Origin of the sequence: Tautonia plasticadhaerens (assembly GCF_007752535.1) — a bacterium.
Taxonomy (GTDB): domain Bacteria; phylum Planctomycetota; class Planctomycetia; order Isosphaerales; family Isosphaeraceae; genus Tautonia; species Tautonia plasticadhaerens.
Genome location: NZ_CP036426.1, coordinates 6,117,473 through 6,135,625, shown reverse-complemented (window position 1 = coordinate 6,135,625; position 18,153 = coordinate 6,117,473). Strand labels below are relative to the sequence as shown.

Genomic DNA, 18,153 nt, shown 5'->3' with positions numbered 1-18,153 from the left:
AACGCGTTGCCGTTGACGGATCGGAGCGTCTTCGAGCGAGGAGGCCGGCATCAACCCGGAGGTCGGGGGGGAGGAGTCTTGCCGAGGTCTGCCCGCCCGGGTACCTTTATGGAGACGGGTCGACCCGCACTCAGAGGCGAACGGGGTCGACCCCCTCCGCGACGGATGGCACGCACTCCATCCGATCGCGGCACATCGATTCCGCCCGCCCTCTTGGTCTCGATCTCCCTCGGATGAGAGGTCCCTACCGTTTCGAAGGCGGGTGGAGTCGGCCCTTGCATTTCGCCCGACTTCGTGAAATAAATCACGAACTGCAACGTCGACCCGGACCGATCAGGCCGTCGTGGTCGTCCCGACGGGTTTGTCGGGCGGCCGGGGGCGCCGGCGGTCTCGGTGTAGGCGTCCGAGTCGTCCTTCGTGGTCGGCGAGTTGAGGAGAGCGATGGCCCAGATTTTCCACCCGAGCGCCAATACCCTCGCCCGAGTGAGCATCCTCGGCGGGGCCCTCGCGGCCCTGGGAGCGGTTGGGGTGTCATACCTGATCATCTCGTCGCCCTACCAGACGGGTGTCGACGTCGTGAAGGATCAACCGATCCCCTTCTCCCACGAGCACCACGTCGGCGGACTGGGGATCGACTGCCGGTACTGCCACGGGTCGGTCGAGGAATCCTACTTCGCCGGGATGCCCCCGACCTACACCTGCATGAGCTGCCACTCCCAGGTCTGGACCGACGCGCCGATGCTGGCCCCTGTCCGGGAGAGCCTGGCCCTGGACCGGCCGATCGAGTGGAACCGGGTCCACGACGTCCCCGACTACGCCTACTTCAATCACTCCATCCACGTCAAGAAGGGCGTCGGCTGCTATTCCTGCCACGGCCGGGTCGACGAGATGCCGCTGGCCTGGAAGGAGGAGTCGATGAACATGGGCTGGTGCCTGGAGTGCCACCGCAACCCCGAGAAGCACCTCCGCCCCAGGGAGGAGATCTACAACCTCGACTGGTCGGTCGCCGCCGATCAGGACGCGGTCCGCGAGTTCGTCCAACGCGAGGCCGACGCGGGGACCTACCAGAGCTTGACGGCCGACGACTACGTCTCGCAGGAGGAGCTGGGATACCTGCTCGCCGCGATGTACGAAGTCCCCACGCTCGGCCATGACACCCCCATGACCAATTGCGCGGTGTGCCACCGATGAGAGAGCCCCAGCACGCGCCGAAGCGGACCCCCCTGAACCTGTCCGCGCTCCGCTCTCGCCTGGATGGGGCCTCCGGTCCGCAGTACTGGCGAGGCCTGGAGCAGTTGTCCGAGTCCGAGGAATTCCTCCGCTACGTCCAGCGGGAATTCCCTGAGCAGGCCGACACCTGGGACGACCCGACCAGCCGTCGCCAGTTCCTCAAGCTGATGGCCGCGTCGCTCGCGCTGGCCGGCGTCAGCGGCTGCGCTTTCTCGCCCCCCGAGCGGATCGTCCCGTACGTCAAGGCCCCCGAGGAGATGGTCCAGGGCAGGCCGCTCTTCTTCGCCACCTCCATGAAGGGCCTCGACGGCGATGCCGTCGGCCTGCTGGTCGAGAGCCAGGAGGGGCGGCCGATCAAGATCGAGGGGAATGCCCTTCACCCCGCCTCTCCCGCCTGCCTGCCGCCGAGGGAGCCGGACCCCGGGGCCGACCCGGACCGGGCCGAGATCTCGACGGCCGTCGGGGCGACGGACATCTTCGCGCAGGCCGAACTGCTCTCCCTCTACGACCCGGACCGCTCCCAATCCATCCTCCGCAACGGTCGCCCCAGCACCTGGGAGGACTTCCAGGAGGCGATGGCCGATCAGTACGAGGCGCGGAGGGCCAAGGGCTCCGGCGAGGGGCTCCGAATCCTCACCGGCACCATCACTTCCCCGACCCTGGCCGACCAGATCGCCCGGCTGACCGAAGCCTTGCCCGGCGCCCGATGGCATCAGTATGAGCCGGTCAATCGCGACAACGCCCGGCGGGGCGCCATCCGGGCCTTCGGCGAGGATGTGCAGCCGGTCTTCGACCTCGAACAGGCCGACCGCATCCTCTCGCTCGACGCAGATTTCCTCTACTTCGGGCCCGGCCACCTGGTCCTCGCCCGGGGCTATGCCGACCGTCGGGATCCGGACCACCCGAGGGGAATCAACCGGCTCTACTCGGTCGAGTGCAACCTCACGGTGACCGGCTCCAAGGCGGATCATCGCCTCCCACTGGCGGCCAGCCGGATCAAGGACTTCGCCCTCGCCCTCGCGCGGCAGGTCGGCGTCGATGGGCTGCCCGAGCCGTCCGCGGAGCTTCCCGAGGAGGCTACGGCCTGGGTCGGTCCCCTCGCCCGGGACCTCGCCGAACACCAGGGGACCTCGCTCGTCCTCGCGGGAGAGGGTCAGCCGCCGTCGGTCCACGCCCTGGCCCACGCCATGAATCTCGCGCTCGGGAACGTCGGCAAGACGGTCAAATTCATCAATCCTGTCGAAGCCCGGTCGGTCGATCAGGCCGAGGATCTCCGCGACTTGGTCGACGACCTCAAGGCCGGCGAGGTCGACATTCTCGTCATGATCGGGGTCAACCCCGTGTACGACGCGCCGGTCGACCTCGGCTTCGGCGAGGCGATGGTGAACGAGAAGGTGCTCCGGATCCACTCCGGGCTCTACCTCGACGAGACGGGAGAGCTGTGCCAGTGGCATGTCCCCGAGGCCCATTTCCTCGAGGCCTGGGGAGACGGCCGGGCCTTCGACGGCACCGCCACGCTCGCCCAGCCGTTGATCGCCCCGCTCTACGGCGGCAAGTCCGCCATCGAAGTCCTCGCGGCCCTGCTCGTCGAGCGAAACCCCGAGGGGCGGGTCCTGCTGGAGCAATACTGGGGCGGCCGACTCGCCGAGGGCGTCGAATCCCCCACCGAGGATCCCGGCTTCCAGAAACGCTGGCGGAAGATCCTGCACGATGGGCTCGTCCCGGAGACCGGGTCCGAGGCGGTCGAGGTCTCGATCCAGGAACCCGGGTCGCTGGTGACGGCCGATGACACCCTGGCGGCCGAGGGCGGGGAACTGGAACTGGTGCTCGCGCCGGATCCCACCATTTATGACGGGCGATACGCCAATAACGCCTGGCTCCAGGAGTGCCCGAAGCCGGTCACGAAGCTGACCTGGGACAACGCCCTGATGGTCCCGGCCTCGTTGGTCGCCGAGGATTCCGGCGGGCCGCTCTCGGGACTGGAGATGGGGGACGTGGTCGGGCTGACCGTCGGCACGGTCACTGTAAACGTCCCGATCTTCGTGATGCCCGGCCACGCGGAAGGCGCGGTCACGCTGCACCTGGGCTACGGCCGACGCCGTGCCGGACGGGTCGGCGATGGGACCGGGTTCAACGCCTACGAGATCCGGCCGTCGGGTACTCCCTGGATCATCCCCGGCGTCTCGCTGAATGCGACCGGCCAGACCTATGAGCTGGCCTCGACGCAACTCCAGCGCTCGATCGAGGGTCGGGACCTGATCCGCGAGGCGACGCTCGAGCAGTACCAGGCCAATCCCGACTTCGCCCACGCCGGGCACCACGTCTCGGCCAGGCACGGCGAGGAGACCCCGTCGCTCTATCCGAGCTTCGATTACTCCGCGGACCGGGGAGAGGGCTGGAACGGCTACCCCGGCTACGCCTGGGGCATGACGGTCGACCTGAACCGATGCGTCGGCTGTGCGGCCTGCGTCGTGGCCTGCCAGGCGGAGAACAACATCCCCGTGGTCGGCAAGCGCGAGGTCAAGCGCGGCCGGATCATGCACTGGATGGAAGTCGACCGCTACTTCGCCGTCGAGGGCCGGGACGCCCCGACGCATGACCTCGGAAATCCCAAGGTCGCCTTCCAGCCCCGTTTCTGCATGCACTGCGAGAAGGCCCCGTGCGAGCCGGTCTGCCCGGTCGGCGCGACCGTGCACGATCACGAGGGGCTGAACAACATGGTGTACAACCGCTGCGTCGGCACGCGGTACTGCTCCAACAACTGCCCCTACAAGGTCCGCCACTTCAATTTCCTGAAGTACTCCAAGATGGAGCTCGAGGACACCTCCCTCAGCTCCGGGATCACCCCGCTGGTCCTCCTGCACAATCCGGACGTCACCGTACGGTCCCGGGGCGTCATGGAGAAGTGCACCTACTGCGTGCAGCGGATCTACGAGGGCAAGATCCAATCGGAGCTGGAGGGGCGTCGCGTGCGAGACGGCGAGATCGTCACCGCGTGTCAGGCCGCCTGCCCGACCCGGGCCCTGGTCTTCGGCGATCTGAACGACGAGACCTCCGAGGTGACCCGACTGAAGAAGTCGCCGCGCAACTACGGGATGCTCGCCGAGGAGCTGAATACCCGCCCCCGGACGACCTACCTGGCCCGAGTGACCAATCCGAACCCCGAGATCGCGACGGCGTGAGGCGGAGTCGATGGCGAACGAGAAGAACGAACGCGAGAGCGGCGGCACCCAGGTCGCGCCGATCATCGGCCCCGGCCACGACTTCACCTCCGTCACGGACAAGATCAGCGATGTTGTCCTGACCAAGGGGTTCAAGAAGCAGTGGTTGATCGGCTTCGCGGCCTCCTTCGGGCTCCTCCAGCTCTTCCTGGTCTCGGTCGTCTGGCTGCTGGCCAACGGCACGGGCATCTGGGGGCTGAACGTGCCCGTGATGTGGGGCTTCGCGATCATCAACTTCGTCTGGTGGATCGGCATCGGCCACGCCGGCACGCTGATCTCGGCGATCTTGCTGCTCCTGAGGCAGGACTGGCGGACCTCGATCAACCGGTTCGCCGAGGCGATGACCCTCTTCGCCGTCGCCTGCGCCGGCATGTATCCGATCCTCCACCTCGGCCGCCCCTGGGTGTTCTACTGGCTGATGCCGTACCCGAACACCATGGCCCTCTGGCCCCAGTTTCGCAGCCCGCTGGTGTTCGACGTCTTCGCGGTGTCGACCTACGCGACCGTCTCGCTGCTGTTCTGGTACATCGGGCTGATCCCCGACCTCGGCACCCTGCGGGATAAGGCGAAGCACCGGGTCGCCAAGGTGCTCTACGGGATCGGCGCGATGGGCTGGCGGGGATCGGCCCGCCACTGGTCGAGGTATCAGACGGCCTACCTGCTGCTCGCCGGTCTGGCGACGCCGCTGGTCGTCTCTGTGCACACGATCGTGTCGTACGACTTCGCCGTCGGCATCGTCCCCGGCTGGCACACGACGATCTTCCCGCCGTATTTCGTCGCCGGGGCGGTCTTCGCCGGATTCGCGATGGTGCTGACCCTGGCGATCCCGATGCGGGCGGTCTACGGGATGCAGGACTTCATCACCGACCGCCACCTCGACAACATGGCCAAGGTCATGCTCACGACCGGCCTGATCGTCGCCTACGGCTACCTGATGGAGGACTTCATCGCCTGGTACGGGGAGAACGAATACGAGCATTTCATGATCCTCCGCAATCGGCCGTTCGGCCCCTACCGCGTGTACTACTGGGGCCTGATCGCCTGCAACATCGTGATCCCGCAATTGCTCTGGGTCCGGTTCTGCAGGAAGAACGTGATCGTGCTCTGGCTGATCTCGATGGCGATCAACGTCGGCATGTGGCTCGAGCGGTTCATCATCGTCGTCACGAGCCTCAGCAGCGACTTCGTGCCGGCCGCCTGGGAGCACTACACGCCCACCGTCTGGGACTGGTCGCTCTACCTGGGGACGATCGGCGTCTTCCTCAGCCTGATGTTCCTCTTCGTCCGGGTCCTGCCCGCCATCTCGATCACCGAGATGAAGGAACTCGTCCACGAGGTGCAGCACCGGGAAGGTCACGGGCAGGGACGGGGCAACGAGCACGGCAACGGCGACTCTTCGCACGCCTGATCGGGAGTGGAACCGGAAACGATGGATATCACCCACCCGGAACTCTACGGCTACCTCGCCGGGTTCAAGACGCCGGAAGAACTGGTCGACGCGGCCAACCGGGCGCACGAGGCCGGGTTCCGGCGGATGGAGGCCCATTCGCCCATGCCGGTCGAGGGACTGGCCGAGGCGATCGGTTTCCGCAAGAACCGGATCCCGGCGATCGTCTTCCTCGGGGGCCTGCTCGGCGGGCTCGGCGGCTTCGGGATGCAGTACTTCTCGGCGGTGATCGACTACCCGCTGAACGTCGGCGGCAAGCCGCTCAATAGCTGGCCGGCCTTCATCCCGGTGACGTTCGAGTGCACCGTGCTCGCCGCCGCCCTGTCGGCCGTGGTCGGCATGATCCTGCTCAACGGCCTGCCCCTGCCGTACCACCCCGTCTTCAACGCACCGGAGTTCGCCCGGGCGTCCAGCGACCGTTTCTTCCTCTTCATCCGCTGGGACGACGAGGCGTTCGACGAGGTCGAGACGCGCACCTTCCTGGAAGGGCTCAACCCAGAGACGTTGTCGGAGGTGAGGCCGTGATTCGATCGATCCGACCCCTCGCGGTCGCCTCCTTCGCCGGGCGAATGGCCGTCGCGCTGCTGCTGGGCGGGTCGACGCTGCTCGGCCTCGGCGGCTGCCGGAACGAGATGTACGACCAGCCCCGCTACGACACCTTCGAGCCCAGCGTCTTCTTCGAGGACGGCATTTCCGCGAGGCCGCTGGTGGCGGGGACCGTCCCCCGGGGCTGGGCCCGGCAGGACGAACACCTCGAATACGGCCGGGAAGGCGGCCTGCTCGTCGACAGCTTCCCCTTCGAGGTGGACGAGGCGGTCCTCGCCCGGGGGCGAGTCCGATATGAGTCCTTCTGCGTCCCCTGCCACGGTGGGCTGGGGAACGGCGACGGCATGATCGTCCAGCGCGGGTTGCCCAAGCCGCCGAGCTTCCACGAGCAGCGGCTCCGGGAGGTGCCCGTCGGCCATTTCTTCGACGTGATCACCCGGGGTTATGGCGCGATGTATTCCTATGCTCATCGCATCAAGCCCCGCGACCGATGGGCCGTGGTCGCCTACGTCAAGGCCCTACAACTGAGCCAGTACGCCCAGGTCGACGGCCTCCCCGAGGCGGATCGGCAGCGGCTCGAGCAGCCCCAGGAGGCGGCCCAGTGAGCAGGTTCTTCGGGAACACCACCGGCGGGAACGGCCAGGGCGATGGCGAGGGGATCTCCTCCCGACTCGATCGGCTGTTCCGCATCTCGGGCGTCGTCGGCCTCGCCGGGCTGGGCGTCTGCATCGTGGGGGCGGCCTTCGACGTCCGGCAGGTGCTCGGATCGTACCTGATGGCCTACCTCTTCTGGCTCGGGGTGCCGATCGGCAGCACGCTGCTCCTGCTGATCAACCACCTCGCCTCGGGCACCTGGGGCCTGGTCGTCCGACGTCCGCTCGAGGCGGGGGCCTCGACCCTGGCCCTGATGATCCCGCTTTTCCTCCCCATCGCCATCGGCATCGGGCAGCTCTACCCCTGGGCCGGGGCTGTCCACGGCGAGTCTCACGCCGAGCACGTCGAGGGCGACGACGAGGGGCACGCCGAGGCCGAGGGGACGACCGGATCCCTCGGCCCTAGATACACCTTCGCCCTGGACGAGGTCGTCGAGGGCTCCGACGGCGGGCACGCCTCCGGCTATAACCACAAGGAAATCTGGTTCAACCGGGCCTTCTTCTTCGGTCGGGCGATCGGCTACTTCGCCGTCTGGTCCGTCTTCGCCTCCTTCATGGTCCGGTGGTCGACCGAACAGGATCGATCGGAGGATCCCTGGCCCGCCACCCGGAAGATGGGAAAGGTTGCCGCACCCGGGATCATCCTCGTCTTCCTGACCGCCACCTTCGCCCTGTTCGACTGGGCCATGTCGCTCGACCCGGCCTGGTATTCCACGCTCTACGGGGCGATGCTGATCATCGGCATGGGCCTGATGACCTTCGCGGTCATCAATATCGTGACTACCCTGCTGGCCGACCGGGGGGCGCTCGAGGATCTCCCCCAGCCCAAGCGGCTGCGGGACCTCGGCAACCTGATGCTCGCCTTCGTGATGCTGTGGGCCTACACCTCCTACAGCCAGTTCCTGATCATCTGGAGCGGCGACCTGAGCGAGGAAATCCCCTGGTATCTCGACCGTTCGGCCCACGGCTGGCAGTACGTGGTCGGGTTCCTGGCGATCTTCCACTTCTTCCTGCCATTCACCGTGTTGCTGTTCCGGGCGAACAAGGAGAGCACCTCCCGGTTGCGGGCCATCTCGGCCCTGATCCTGGGCGCCCACGTGGTCGACGTGTTCTGGCTGCTCGCCCCGTCACTCGGCTATGATCGCCCGGTGCCTCACCTGCTCGACCTGGCCGCGATGATCGGCGTCGGCGGGCTCTGGTTGGCCGCCTACCTCTTCGTCCTCAAGTCGCGGCCCCTGGTGGTCCGGCACGACCCGGGCCTGATCGAACTCCGGGCGCATGCCCACCCTCAACCTCCGCAGGCGAGGGCCTGAACCGATGGCCGATCATCAACAGATCACTCCGGACGAGACCCTGAATCCCCACGCCCGGGGCCACCAGGAAGACCGGATCAACGTCGCCTCCATCGGCATCTTCGCCGTCGGACTCGTCGTGGTCGTGGTCGTGGTCTTCTTCGCGGTCGCCGCAATGATGGACCGCTTCAGCCTGAGCAAGCAGCGGATCGACCAGCGGCGCCCCGCCGTCTTCTCCCTGAACGACCCCGACCTCTATCCCGGCGCCAGGCTCCAGGAGGATCCGGGCCGGGATATGTCGAAGATGAGGACGGACGTGACTCGGCGATTGGAATCCTACGGCTGGGTCGACCGGGGAAATGGCGTCGCCCACATCCCGATCGAACGCGCCATGCAGATCACCGCGGAGAACGGACTCCCGGCCCGAGACGACATCGATCGAGGGGACTCGGAATGAATCGTTCGGCCCGTTCGCGGATCCTCGCCGTCGCGGCGCTCACCCTGGTCGCGGCCCCCGCCGCCCCGGCGTGGGCCCAGCCGTCGGTGACGCGGACGGAACGCCCGGTACTGGCCCCGCAACCCGGGGTCCTGAGCCGGGTCAAGTTCGAGCAGAAGCCCGGGGCCCAGGTGCCGCTCGACCTGGCCTTCACGGACGAGCGGGGGCGATCCGTACGCCTCGGCGACGTGATCGGCGACCGGCCGGTCGTCCTGAACCTCGTCTACTTCGACTGCCCGCTGCTGTGCAACCAGGTCCTCGACGCCTTGGTCCGCAGCCTCAACGTCCTCGATGATTACACCGTCGGCACCGATTTCGACGTGGTCAGCGTCAGCATCAACCCGAAAGACACGCCGCAATCGGCGATTGCCAAGGAGGCGGCCGTCCTGAGGGCCTACCACTACGCCGGCGAGGAGGCCCGCCAGGGCTGGCACTTCCTGACCAGCGACGACGTCGGGGCGATCGACGCCCTCGCCGACTCGGTCGGCTTCCGCTACTCGTTCAATCCCGAGACCAACCTCTACGCCCACGCCGCCGGGATCGTCTTCTTGACGCCCGATGGGAAGGTTTCACGGTACGTCTACGGGATCAGCTACCCGGCCCGCGACCTGAGGCTGGCATTAACCGAGGCGTCTCAGGGCAAGATCGGCGGCGTCGCGGAACAGGCCCTCTTGCTCTGCTACGCATACGATCCCGAGAGCGGGACCTACAGCTTCGCCATCATGAACGTGATCCGGATCCTCGGCGTCGGGACGCTGCTGTTGCTCGGCTCCTACATGATCGCGATGTTCCTCAGGGACCGGCGGCGGGCCGCGGCGAACCCCGCCGGGCTCATCCCCTCTTCGAACGCCCATCAGGACCGCTAAGCGAGAACCCGGACCCATGTGGGACTTCCCACTCTTCCCCGACTCCGCATCGACGCACGCGCCGAGGGTCGACGCACTCTACATCGGCCTGTTGCTCGTCAGCGCGGCGTTCACCTTCGCCTTCGCCTTCTTCGTGCTGTTCTTCGCGGTGAAATACCGTCGAGGCTCGCGGGCCGATCGGTCCAACATCAAGGACTCCAGCCCGATCGCCGAGGCGTTCTATATCACCGTGCCCACGCTGCTCGGCATCGGCCTGTTCGTCTGGGGGGCAATCGTTTATTTCGACCTGATCGCCCCCCCCGGCGACTCGGTCGAGATCTACGTCATCGGCAAGCAGTGGATGTGGAAGGCCCAGCACCCCGAGGGCAGCAAAGAGATCAACGAACTGCACGTCCCCGTGGGGAAGCCGGTCCGGTTGATCATGACCTCGCAGGACGTGATCCACAGCTTTTTCATCCCCGACTTCCGGGTGAAGCAGGACGTCCTGCCCGGCCGCTATACGACGATGTGGTTCTTGCCCACCAAGGTCGGGCGGTACCGCCTCTTCTGCACCGAGTATTGCGGTACCGAGCATTCCCGGATGGGGGGCTGGGTCACCGTGATGGAGCCCGCCGAGTACGAGGCGTGGCTCGAAGGCAGCAGCGAGACGACCGGCATGGCCGCCGAAGGCGCGGCGCTTTTCCGCCAGTACCACTGCAGCGGGTGCCACGGGACCAACTCGACCGTGAAGGCCCCGCCGCTGGAGGGGGTTTACGGGGGCCCGGTGCCGCTTCTCAACGACCCGGCCGACCCGCAGAGCGGCGTCAAGCTCATCAGGGCCGATGAACGATACGTCCGGGATTCCATCCTGCTTCCCAAGAACGAGGTCGTTGCCGGTTACGAGCCGCTCATGCCCTCCTTCGCCGGCCAGATCCCGGAAGAAGACGTGCTGAAGCTCATCGCCTACATCAAGTCGATCGGCCGGGGACGCCCGACCCGAGCCCTCGACGACCGAGGCATGGACCCGGGAGAGGGGGCCGTGACCAACGTCACAGAGATCACGGGGATGCCCCAGCAGGATAACGGAGGGAACGAGCGATGAGCACCGAATCCAGGGCCGATGATCCGAGGTCCATCGAGGCCTCCGATTCGACCCGAGGCTATCTCGGGGCCGATTACTCGATCAAGAGCTGGCTGCTCACGACCGACCACAAGCGGATTGCGCTGCTCTACCTGGCGTCGATCACCGTCTTCTTCATCTTCGGGGGCGCCGCCGCATCCCTGGTCCGGATGGAGCTGATGACGCCCCGGGGCGACGTCTTCAACACGCCGGACGACTACAACCGGGCGTTCACCATCCACGGCGTGTTCATGATCTTCTTCTTCCTGATCCCCTCCATCCCGGCGGTGTTCGGGAACTTCCTGCTGCCGATCATGATCGGGGCGCGGGACCTGGCCTTCCCCCGGCTCAACCTGCTGAGCTGGTACGTCTACATGGCCGGCGGCCTCTTCACGATGTACGCCCTGGTGTCCGGGGGCGTCGACACGGGCTGGACCTTCTACACGCCCTACTCGACGATGTTCTCGAACACCCAGGTGATCGCCGCGGCGATGGGTATCTTCATCGTCGGCTTCTCGTCGATCCTGACGGCCTTGAACTTCATCGTGACGATCCACACGATGCGTGCGCCGGGGATGACCTGGCTCCGCTTGCCGCTCTTCGTCTGGGCCCATTACGCGACCAGCATCATCATCGTGCTCGGCACGCCGGTGCTGGCGATCACGATCTTGCTCGTCGCCGTCGAGCGTCTCTTCCAGGTCGGCATCTTCGACCCGGCCTACGGCGGCGACCCGCTGCTGTTCCAGCACCTCTTCTGGTTCTACAGCCACCCCGCAGTCTACATCATGATCCTCCCGGGGTTCGGGGTGATCAGCGAGATCGTGACCGCCTTCGCCCGGAAGAAGATCTTCGGCTACACGTTCATGGCCGGGGCGTTACTCGCGATCGCCGTGCTCGGCTTCCTGGTCTGGGGGCACCACATGTTCGTCTCCAGCCAGTCGATGTACGCCGGGATGATCTTCTCGGTGCTCAGCTTCCTCGTGGCCGTGCCCTCGGGGATCAAGGTCTTCAACTGGACGGCCACCCTCTACAAGGGATCGGTCAGCTTCAAGACCCCGATGCTGTACGCCCTGGGCTTCATCGGCCTGTTCACCATCGGCGGCCTCACCGGCCTGTTCCTGGCGACGATGGCCGTCGACGTCCACGTCCATGACACCTACTTCATCGTCGCCCATTTCCATTACGTCATGGTCGGCGGCATGTTGATGGCGTACATGGGCGGGCTCCACTTCTGGTGGCCGAAGATTACGGGTCGGTTGTATTCCGAGTTCTGGGGCGCCCTGTCGGCCCTCACCATCTTCATCGGCTTCAACCTGACCTTCTTCCCCCAGTTCATCCTGGGGTACGTCGGCATGCCGAGGCGATACTACGAGTACCCGCAGGAATATCAGGTCCTCAACGTGATGTCGACGGCCGGGGCCTCGATCCTGGCGGTCGGCTACCTGATGCCGCTGATCTACCTGCCGCTCTCTCTGGTCATCGGCAAGGTCGCCGGCAAGAATCCCTGGGGCGCCTACGGCCTCGAGTGGCAGACCAGCAGCCCCCCCTCGCCGCACAACTTCGAGGAATCCCCGATCGTCACCGGCGGTCCCTATGACTACGAGTTGCAGGAATTCGCCGACATGCATCGCGCAGTCCAGGAGCATGGCATTGTCTAGCGCCACCGCCCACGCCCACGACAATACCTATGGTCAGGACGATACGTACCTGTACCATCACTTCGACGACCTGAACCAGCAGCACGAGAGTTCCTCCCTCGGGATGTGGGCCTTCCTCGCCACGGAAGTCCTCTTCTTCGGGGGGGTCCTCGGGGCCTTCGCGATCTTCCAGACGATGTACGCCCCCGCGATGCGGCTGGCGAGCCATCACCTCGACGTGATGCTCGGCGCCGTCAACACCGGCGTCCTGCTCGTCTCCAGCCTGGCGATGGCCCTGGCCGTCCGGGCCGCCCAACTCCGCCGGGACCGAGAGACCATCTGGCTGCTGATCGCGACCATCGTGCTCGGCTCGGCCTTCCTCGGCGTCAAGGCGTACGAGTGGATCCACGACTACCACCTGGGGCTCGTCCCGGGGCTCGGCTTCAGACTGGATCTGTATCCGGGTCGCCAGATCCTCTTCTGGTCCTTCTACTTCACGTTGACCGGCATCCATGCGCTGCACATGATCATCGGCATCGTGATCATGGCGATCATGGCGGTGCTCGTCTGGCGTCGATGGTTCTCGGGCGGTGGTGCGACCCAGGTCGAGATGCTCGGCCTCTACTGGCACTTCGTCGACATCGTCTGGGTCTTCCTCTACCCGATCCTCTACCTGATAAACCGATGAGCCAGCACGTCTTCACGATCCGGACCAACCTGATCATCTTCGCGATCCTGATGGCCCTACTGGCCCTCACGGTCGCCGTCTCCACGCTCGACCTGGGTGCGTTGGAGATCCCGATTGCCCTGACGATCGCATTCGTCAAGGCGATCCTGATCATGCTTTACTTCATGCACCTGAGATTCAGCAGCAGATTGACCTGGCTCTTCGCCGGATCGGGCACCTTCTGGTTGTTGATCCTGATCGCCTTCTCCATGTCCGACTTCCTGAGTCGGGGCTGGCTCTCGCCGATCGTGACGACCGGCACGACCCGCGATTACGCCCAGGATTACTTCGGCTCCCTCCCCGATCCGGACAGCAACCTGTCACTGTCGACCCACGAGACGACCGGTGAGTCGGGTGGCGATTCATATCCCGATCGGGGGGCACGTCCCGACCATTGACCGATTCCGCGATCGGGGCCGGAGAGCCCGATCGCGTCGCCGCATCGACTTCGCCTCCATCCGAGCAAACAAGTCCGGCCGACCGGTGGACGACTCCGGTCGGCCGTTCGCTTCGGGTTAAGTCGTTTGGTCGCATCCCGATCCGTGGTCGAGATCGATCCCCGAGGGTTCCTCCGCGACCTGGTCGAGGAGTCGAGCCGAATGGACACGAGACGTCGGGGCCTTCTCGACTCGATCGACTGGATTCCCCTCATTCCGCCCGATGCCAGGGTCGTCGTCCAATACGATTCCTCGCATCTCGACTCGCATGATGCGATCCGAAGGCGGAATCCGACCGCGTTCGTCACGTCGATCCTCTGCGATCCTGCAACGGTGCCTCGCGCCTTCGGATCGGAAGACCGGGTCCGAATCGGTCCGACTCCGGGCCACCTGGTCGATCCGTCCTGGATGGCCCCCGGCAGCGTTGACTGCCTGACCATCATCCCGCCCTTGAGGGACTGCCCGACCTCAGGCAATTTTTTCGACGACATCGACCGTGTCCTCGGTCCGACTGGGGTCGTCCTGGGATGGTCGATGGGAGGGATCGATCAGGCCAAGCACTGGTCCCAGAGGTTCGCCAGGGCCGGCTTGCAAGCCATCGAACTCGAACCCTGGCCCCCCGGCTCCACCCCATTCGACGACTCGGACACTTGCCCGCACCACCCGTCCCGATCGACGTCGGGCCGCGTGATCATCCGGGCCGGTCGGACGCTCGAGGGGGCCGGACGGATGACGATCCAGACGCTGGCCGCCACGCCGATCTGCTCGCGGATCCGAACCGAGGAGCCCGGTTCCGCGCTCCGGACGATCCCGGGCGTGAGGACCCGGACGGATACTGGCACGTCGCCCTTGCTCGACCGGGACATTGTCGGGGATCGCGTCCACATCCGGCAGCGGAACATCCTCGGGCCGAACGACATGAAGGCCCAGGACGCCCTGAGACGGGCCGGGTATTTGATCGTCTGCGAATGGGACGACGACCCGTCCATCTTCCCGGAGATCGCGTCGAATCGCCATCTGACCTTCCGGGCATGCCACTGCGTCCAGACCTCGACCGAACCCCTGGCTGAGTTGCTTCGGAGTTACAATCCGCACGTCCGGGTCTTTCGGAACGAGGTCGCCGAGTTGCCGTCACCGAGGGACCCTTCGAAGGATCTCCCGGCGACGATCCTCTTCGGCGCGCTGAATCGGGAGGAGGACTGGCGGGAGATCCTCCCCGGACTCCGACGGGTGCTGGTCGCGCTCTCGGATCGAGTCCGGGTCGAGGTCCTTCACGATCGGCCATTCTTCGACGCCTTGCCCGAGGTCGACAAGACCTTTCGCCCCTTCCTCCCCTTCGACGAGTACCTCGCCGTCCTTGGGCGGTGCGACATCGCCCTGCTCCCGCTGGCCCCGAGTCGCTTCAACCGTTGCAAGTCCGACCTGAAGTTCATCGAATGTGCAGCCAGCGGGGTCGTCTGCCTCGCCTCGCCGACCGTCTATGACGGCCCGATCCAACACGGATCGACGGGCTTGATCTACCGTTCGGTCACCGAGTTCGAAACGCTGCTGAGACTCCTGATCCTCGACCATCCCCTCCGAGATCGGTTGCGACAGGCCGCCTACCGGCACGTCGCCCGGACTCGGATGCTCGGCCGGGCGTTCCGGGAACGGTATCGTTGGTATCGGGAGATGTGCGGACGGCTCCCCGAACTCGACCGCGAGCTTCTCGACCGGGTGCCGGAACTCCGATGATCTCCCCCGACTACGGCCCGACTCAGGCGTCGAATGCCAGGTCGGCCTCCTCCCGGAAGCGATGAAGGGTCGGATCCCGTGCGGGCAGGAGGTCCATCCAATCGACGGCCTTGTCGTAGAGGACTGCGGCGGAGTCCCGATCGCCGAGTTTCCAGAGGGCGAGCGCGGTCACGAACCAGTCGAAGCCGTTGCCGCCGTCGCTCAGCTGCATCGAGGTCTCGAGCGAGGCGATCGCCTCCTTCAGCCGACCTGATCGATAGTGTGCGACTCCGAGCGTGTTCCAGTAAATGCCCACTCCCGGGGCCAACTTGATCGCCTCCTCGGCCAGCCGGGTCGCCTCGGCCGGATCAGGTCGTCGAGGTTCGGGGCGGGTTGCGAGGAGCCAGGCGAGGTTGTTGTACAGGTCGGCCCGATCCGGGGCGGAGGCCAGCGCGGCGCGCATGGCCCGCTCCGCCTCCTCATATCGGTCCACTTGCATGAAGAAGACCCCCGCCTGGGAGAGCAGTCCCGGGTCGTCGGGTTGGTCTTCCAGGACGTGTTGCACCAGGGTGACCGCCTCGCCCTCGTCTCGCACCGAGGATTCGGAGCAGGTGGCGAGGAACCAGGCGAGCTGGAACGCGGCCTCCGAGGCACGTTGGGGGAACTCGGCCCGGTCGGGATGAGCGGCGGAAAGGCGTCGGTACAGGTCCAATGCCGCCCTGTACTGGTCGATGGCGTCCGAGAAGTGGCGGTCGCTGCGGAGCAGGCGTCCCCGGATCAGCCGTTTCAGGGCTTCGGCCTCCTCGGGGGTCCCCGGGAGGGCGTCCGAGGTGGAACGGCGTGCCGCCATCGCATCGGCGAGGTCGAGCGCCCTCGAGAGGGCCCGATCCGCCTGGACTGCGAGGGACGAGACACCGGAGAACCGACCGACGTCGATGAGATAGGAGACCAGGTCCAGTCGTCCCTCATCCCCGCCCCGCCGACCGATCCAGCCCTCCTGGACGGTGACGGCCCGGGAGAAATGCTCGAACGCGCGGTGAGGATTGCCGGTCAGTAGTTCCACCTGACCGAGGCGATTCAGCGTGTGGGCCAGGTCGTCGCCGCGATCCTCGGTCAAGTTCCCCGGGGTCGGTCGCGGGTCGAGGTGGACGAGGGCGCGATGGTAGCAGAGTGAGGCCTCGGGATGATGGCCGAGACGGAGGTGGATGTCCCCCGCCCTGATCAGGGCGGAGGTGACCAGGGAGTCGTGCCTGGGATCCCGATCCGCCTGTCGGGTGAAGCGTTCGAAGATGCCGAGGGAGGTCCCCAGCAGGCGACGATCGGCCTCCGAGTCCTCCGGGTCGGTCCCGACCCGTCCTTCGACTTGCCGGTAGAGTGCATCCGCGAATTCGAAGAGCTGCTGGCTGTTCTCGCTGGCCTGGAAGGCGTGGTCCCGAGACCGACGTTCCTCGTTCGTCAACATCAAGATGGTGGCCGATTGCCCGATCAGGGCGACGGCGAGGAGGATCGCGGCGGTGAGGACCGCGGCCCGGTGTCGCCTCGCCCAGCAGGTCAGCCGCTCGGTCGCCGAGGGTCGGCGTGCCCGGATCGGCAGGTCCGCCCTGTAACGCCTGAGGTCGTCGGCCAGATCCGCGGCGGTGGCATATCGCTCGCCGGGCTCCTTGGCCAGGGCCTTCAGCACGATCGTCTCGAGATCCCTCGGGATCGAAGGGTCGAGTGACCGGGGGGGGCGCGGGGCGTCGAGGAGGACCCGATTGACCAGTTCCCTCGTGTCCGATGCCTCGAAGAGTGGGGCGCGTGTCAGCAGTTCGTAGAGGGTCGCGCCGAGACTGTACACGTCCGTCCGATGGTCGACCTCGGAGTGCTTGCCGAGCGCCTGCTCGGGGCTCATGTAGCGAATTGTGCCGATCAGGTCTCCCGAGCGTGTCACGCTCTCCCGTTCCCGGAACCGGGCCAGCCCGAAGTCGGTGATCCAGAGATGCCCGCCGTCGTCGACCAGCAGGTTCGCGGGCTTGATGTCGCGATGCAGGACCCCCTGTCCATGCGCGTAGTCGAGCGCCTCGGCCGCCTGGATCCCCAGCGAGGCGACGTAACCGGCGATCGCGTCTCCCCGGGCGGTGGCCCCCTCACCCCCATCGACGACCCCGTCACGCCACTGCGCGATCAAGGTCGAGAGCGAACGCCCCTCGATCAACCGCATCGCGTAAAAGGGGAGCCCCTGACCCGAGCCGAAGGCGAAGACCGGGACGATGTGATCGTGTTGGAGCCAGGCCGCCGCCCTGGCCTCGGTCCGGAACCGCCGGAGTTGTCGGGGGTCGAGCGTGGAGGAGAAAGGCAGCAGTTTGAGCGCCACCCGCCGGCCGAGCGAGAGCTGACGGGCCTCGTACACCACCCCCATGCCACCCCGCCCCAGCTCCCGGAGCAGCAGGTAGTCTCCGAGCTGGATCGGCGGGGTCGGTGCGTGGAAGAGTTCGGCGTCGGTCGTCAGCCCCGACTCCTCCCCGAGCTCCCCCGGGCCTGAAACGCCCCCTCGGATGGCATCCATCCCTTCGAGGCACTGGGCCAGCCGGGAGGCGATCTCGGGATGGCACGACAGGAAGGCGTCCCGATCCGGTGGCTCCCCCGCCTCGGCCGCCTCCAGGTAGTGCTCGAGGGCCCGGATCAGTCGGGGATCATCGCCGGAAGAATTCGAGGCCGTCGTCGGCTCCGAGGCGAGACGTCGAGGTTCGAGCGACCCGGTCATCATCCTGCCTCCGGCAAAGGCTCATCTCGGTCCTGCCCAGGGGATC

General features: G+C 66.4%; 14 protein-coding genes. 13 read left to right on the top strand and 1 reads right to left on the bottom strand.

Features of this window, described 5'->3' with window-relative positions; translation table 11 throughout:
* Window positions 1-441: 441 nt before the first annotated feature.
* The 13 genes from ElP_RS24620 to ElP_RS38600 all read left to right on the top strand — a co-directional run bounded on the left by ElP_RS24620 (window position 442) and on the right by ElP_RS38600 (window position 15,385).
* On the top strand, window positions 442-1,191 hold the full coding sequence (locus ElP_RS24620) for a cytochrome c3 family protein (RefSeq protein WP_197446339.1): 750 nt from the start codon (window positions 442-444) through the stop codon (window positions 1,189-1,191).
* Window positions 1,188-4,412, top strand: coding sequence for a TAT-variant-translocated molybdopterin oxidoreductase (locus tag ElP_RS24615; RefSeq protein WP_145274430.1), 3,225 nt, complete (start codon window positions 1,188-1,190; stop codon window positions 4,410-4,412). Before ElP_RS24620 ends, ElP_RS24615 begins: the two co-directional genes overlap by 4 nt.
* Before the next feature lie 10 nt (window positions 4,413-4,422).
* Window positions 4,423-5,859: an NrfD/PsrC family molybdoenzyme membrane anchor subunit gene (gene nrfD, locus ElP_RS24610; RefSeq protein ID WP_145274427.1), complete on the top strand. Its 1,437-nt coding sequence runs from the start codon at window positions 4,423-4,425 to the stop codon at window positions 5,857-5,859.
* Between the two features lie 21 nt (window positions 5,860-5,880).
* Window positions 5,881-6,423, top strand: a complete 543-nt coding sequence (locus ElP_RS24605; protein WP_145274424.1) for a DUF3341 domain-containing protein — start codon at window positions 5,881-5,883, stop codon at window positions 6,421-6,423.
* The gene (locus tag ElP_RS24600; protein ID WP_231749246.1) at window positions 6,420-7,049 is read left to right on the top strand and encodes a c-type cytochrome; all 630 of its coding nucleotides are present in this window, start codon (window positions 6,420-6,422) and stop codon (window positions 7,047-7,049) included. The genes ElP_RS24605 and ElP_RS24600 overlap by 4 nt, the downstream gene beginning before the upstream one ends.
* Window positions 7,046-8,410 carry a YfhO family protein gene (locus ElP_RS24595; RefSeq protein WP_145274421.1) on the top strand — a complete coding sequence of 455 codons (1,365 nt, stop codon included), beginning with the start codon at window positions 7,046-7,048 and terminating at the stop codon, window positions 8,408-8,410. The genes ElP_RS24600 and ElP_RS24595 overlap by 4 nt, the downstream gene beginning before the upstream one ends.
* 4 nt (window positions 8,411-8,414) lie before the next feature.
* Window positions 8,415-8,846 carry a hypothetical protein gene (locus ElP_RS24590; protein WP_145274418.1) on the top strand — a complete coding sequence of 144 codons (432 nt, stop codon included), beginning with the start codon at window positions 8,415-8,417 and terminating at the stop codon, window positions 8,844-8,846.
* Window positions 8,843-9,751, top strand: coding sequence for an SCO family protein (locus ElP_RS24585; protein WP_145274415.1), 909 nt, complete (start codon window positions 8,843-8,845; stop codon window positions 9,749-9,751). Before ElP_RS24590 ends, ElP_RS24585 begins: the two co-directional genes overlap by 4 nt.
* A gap of 16 nt (window positions 9,752-9,767) precedes the next feature.
* On the top strand, window positions 9,768-10,832 hold the full coding sequence (gene coxB, locus ElP_RS24580) for a cytochrome c oxidase subunit II (RefSeq protein ID WP_145274412.1): 1,065 nt from the start codon (window positions 9,768-9,770) through the stop codon (window positions 10,830-10,832).
* Complete coding sequence (ctaD, locus tag ElP_RS24575; protein ID WP_145274409.1) at window positions 10,829-12,508, top strand: cytochrome c oxidase subunit I; 1,680 nt, start codon at window positions 10,829-10,831, stop codon at window positions 12,506-12,508. The genes coxB and ctaD overlap by 4 nt, the downstream gene beginning before the upstream one ends.
* A complete protein-coding gene (locus ElP_RS24570) occupies window positions 12,501-13,175 on the top strand; it encodes a cytochrome c oxidase subunit 3 (RefSeq protein WP_231749245.1) in 675 nt (224 codons plus the stop codon). Before ctaD ends, ElP_RS24570 begins: the two co-directional genes overlap by 8 nt.
* Complete coding sequence (locus ElP_RS24565) at window positions 13,172-13,612, top strand: cytochrome C oxidase subunit IV family protein (protein ID WP_197446338.1); 441 nt, start codon at window positions 13,172-13,174, stop codon at window positions 13,610-13,612. Before ElP_RS24570 ends, ElP_RS24565 begins: the two co-directional genes overlap by 4 nt.
* 768 nt (window positions 13,613-14,380) lie before the next feature.
* Window positions 14,381-15,385: a glycosyltransferase family protein gene (locus ElP_RS38600; protein WP_197446337.1), complete on the top strand. Its 1,005-nt coding sequence runs from the start codon at window positions 14,381-14,383 to the stop codon at window positions 15,383-15,385.
* Window positions 15,386-15,407: 22 nt separating this feature from the next.
* On the opposite strand, the gene ElP_RS24555 is transcribed toward ElP_RS38600, so the two are convergent.
* Window positions 15,408-18,110, bottom strand: a complete 2,703-nt coding sequence (locus tag ElP_RS24555; RefSeq protein WP_145274397.1) for a serine/threonine-protein kinase — start codon at window positions 18,108-18,110, stop codon at window positions 15,408-15,410.
* Between the last annotated feature and the right edge of the window lie 43 nt (window positions 18,111-18,153).

Excerpts from the sequence above, each read along its gene's own strand:
- ElP_RS24620 (WP_197446339.1), top strand. The coding sequence starts at position 442 with ATGGCCCAGATTTTCCACCCGAGCGCCAATACCCTCGCCCGAGTGAGC.
- ElP_RS24615 (WP_145274430.1), top strand. The coding sequence starts at position 1,188 with ATGAGAGAGCCCCAGCACGCGCCGAAGCGGACCCCCCTGAACCTGTCC.
- nrfD (WP_145274427.1), top strand. The coding sequence starts at position 4,423 with ATGGCGAACGAGAAGAACGAACGCGAGAGCGGCGGCACCCAGGTCGCG.
- ElP_RS24605 (WP_145274424.1), top strand. The coding sequence starts at position 5,881 with ATGGATATCACCCACCCGGAACTCTACGGCTACCTCGCCGGGTTCAAG.
- ElP_RS24590 (WP_145274418.1), top strand. The coding sequence starts at position 8,415 with ATGGCCGATCATCAACAGATCACTCCGGACGAGACCCTGAATCCCCAC.
- ElP_RS24585 (WP_145274415.1), top strand. The coding sequence starts at position 8,843 with ATGAATCGTTCGGCCCGTTCGCGGATCCTCGCCGTCGCGGCGCTCACC.
- coxB (WP_145274412.1), top strand. The coding sequence starts at position 9,768 with ATGTGGGACTTCCCACTCTTCCCCGACTCCGCATCGACGCACGCGCCG.
- ctaD (WP_145274409.1), top strand. The coding sequence starts at position 10,829 with ATGAGCACCGAATCCAGGGCCGATGATCCGAGGTCCATCGAGGCCTCC.
- ElP_RS24565 (WP_197446338.1), top strand. The coding sequence starts at position 13,172 with ATGAGCCAGCACGTCTTCACGATCCGGACCAACCTGATCATCTTCGCG.
- ElP_RS38600 (WP_197446337.1), top strand. The coding sequence starts at position 14,381 with ATGACGATCCAGACGCTGGCCGCCACGCCGATCTGCTCGCGGATCCGA.
- ElP_RS24555 (WP_145274397.1), bottom strand. The coding sequence starts at position 18,110 with ATGATGACCGGGTCGCTCGAACCTCGACGTCTCGCCTCGGAGCCGACG.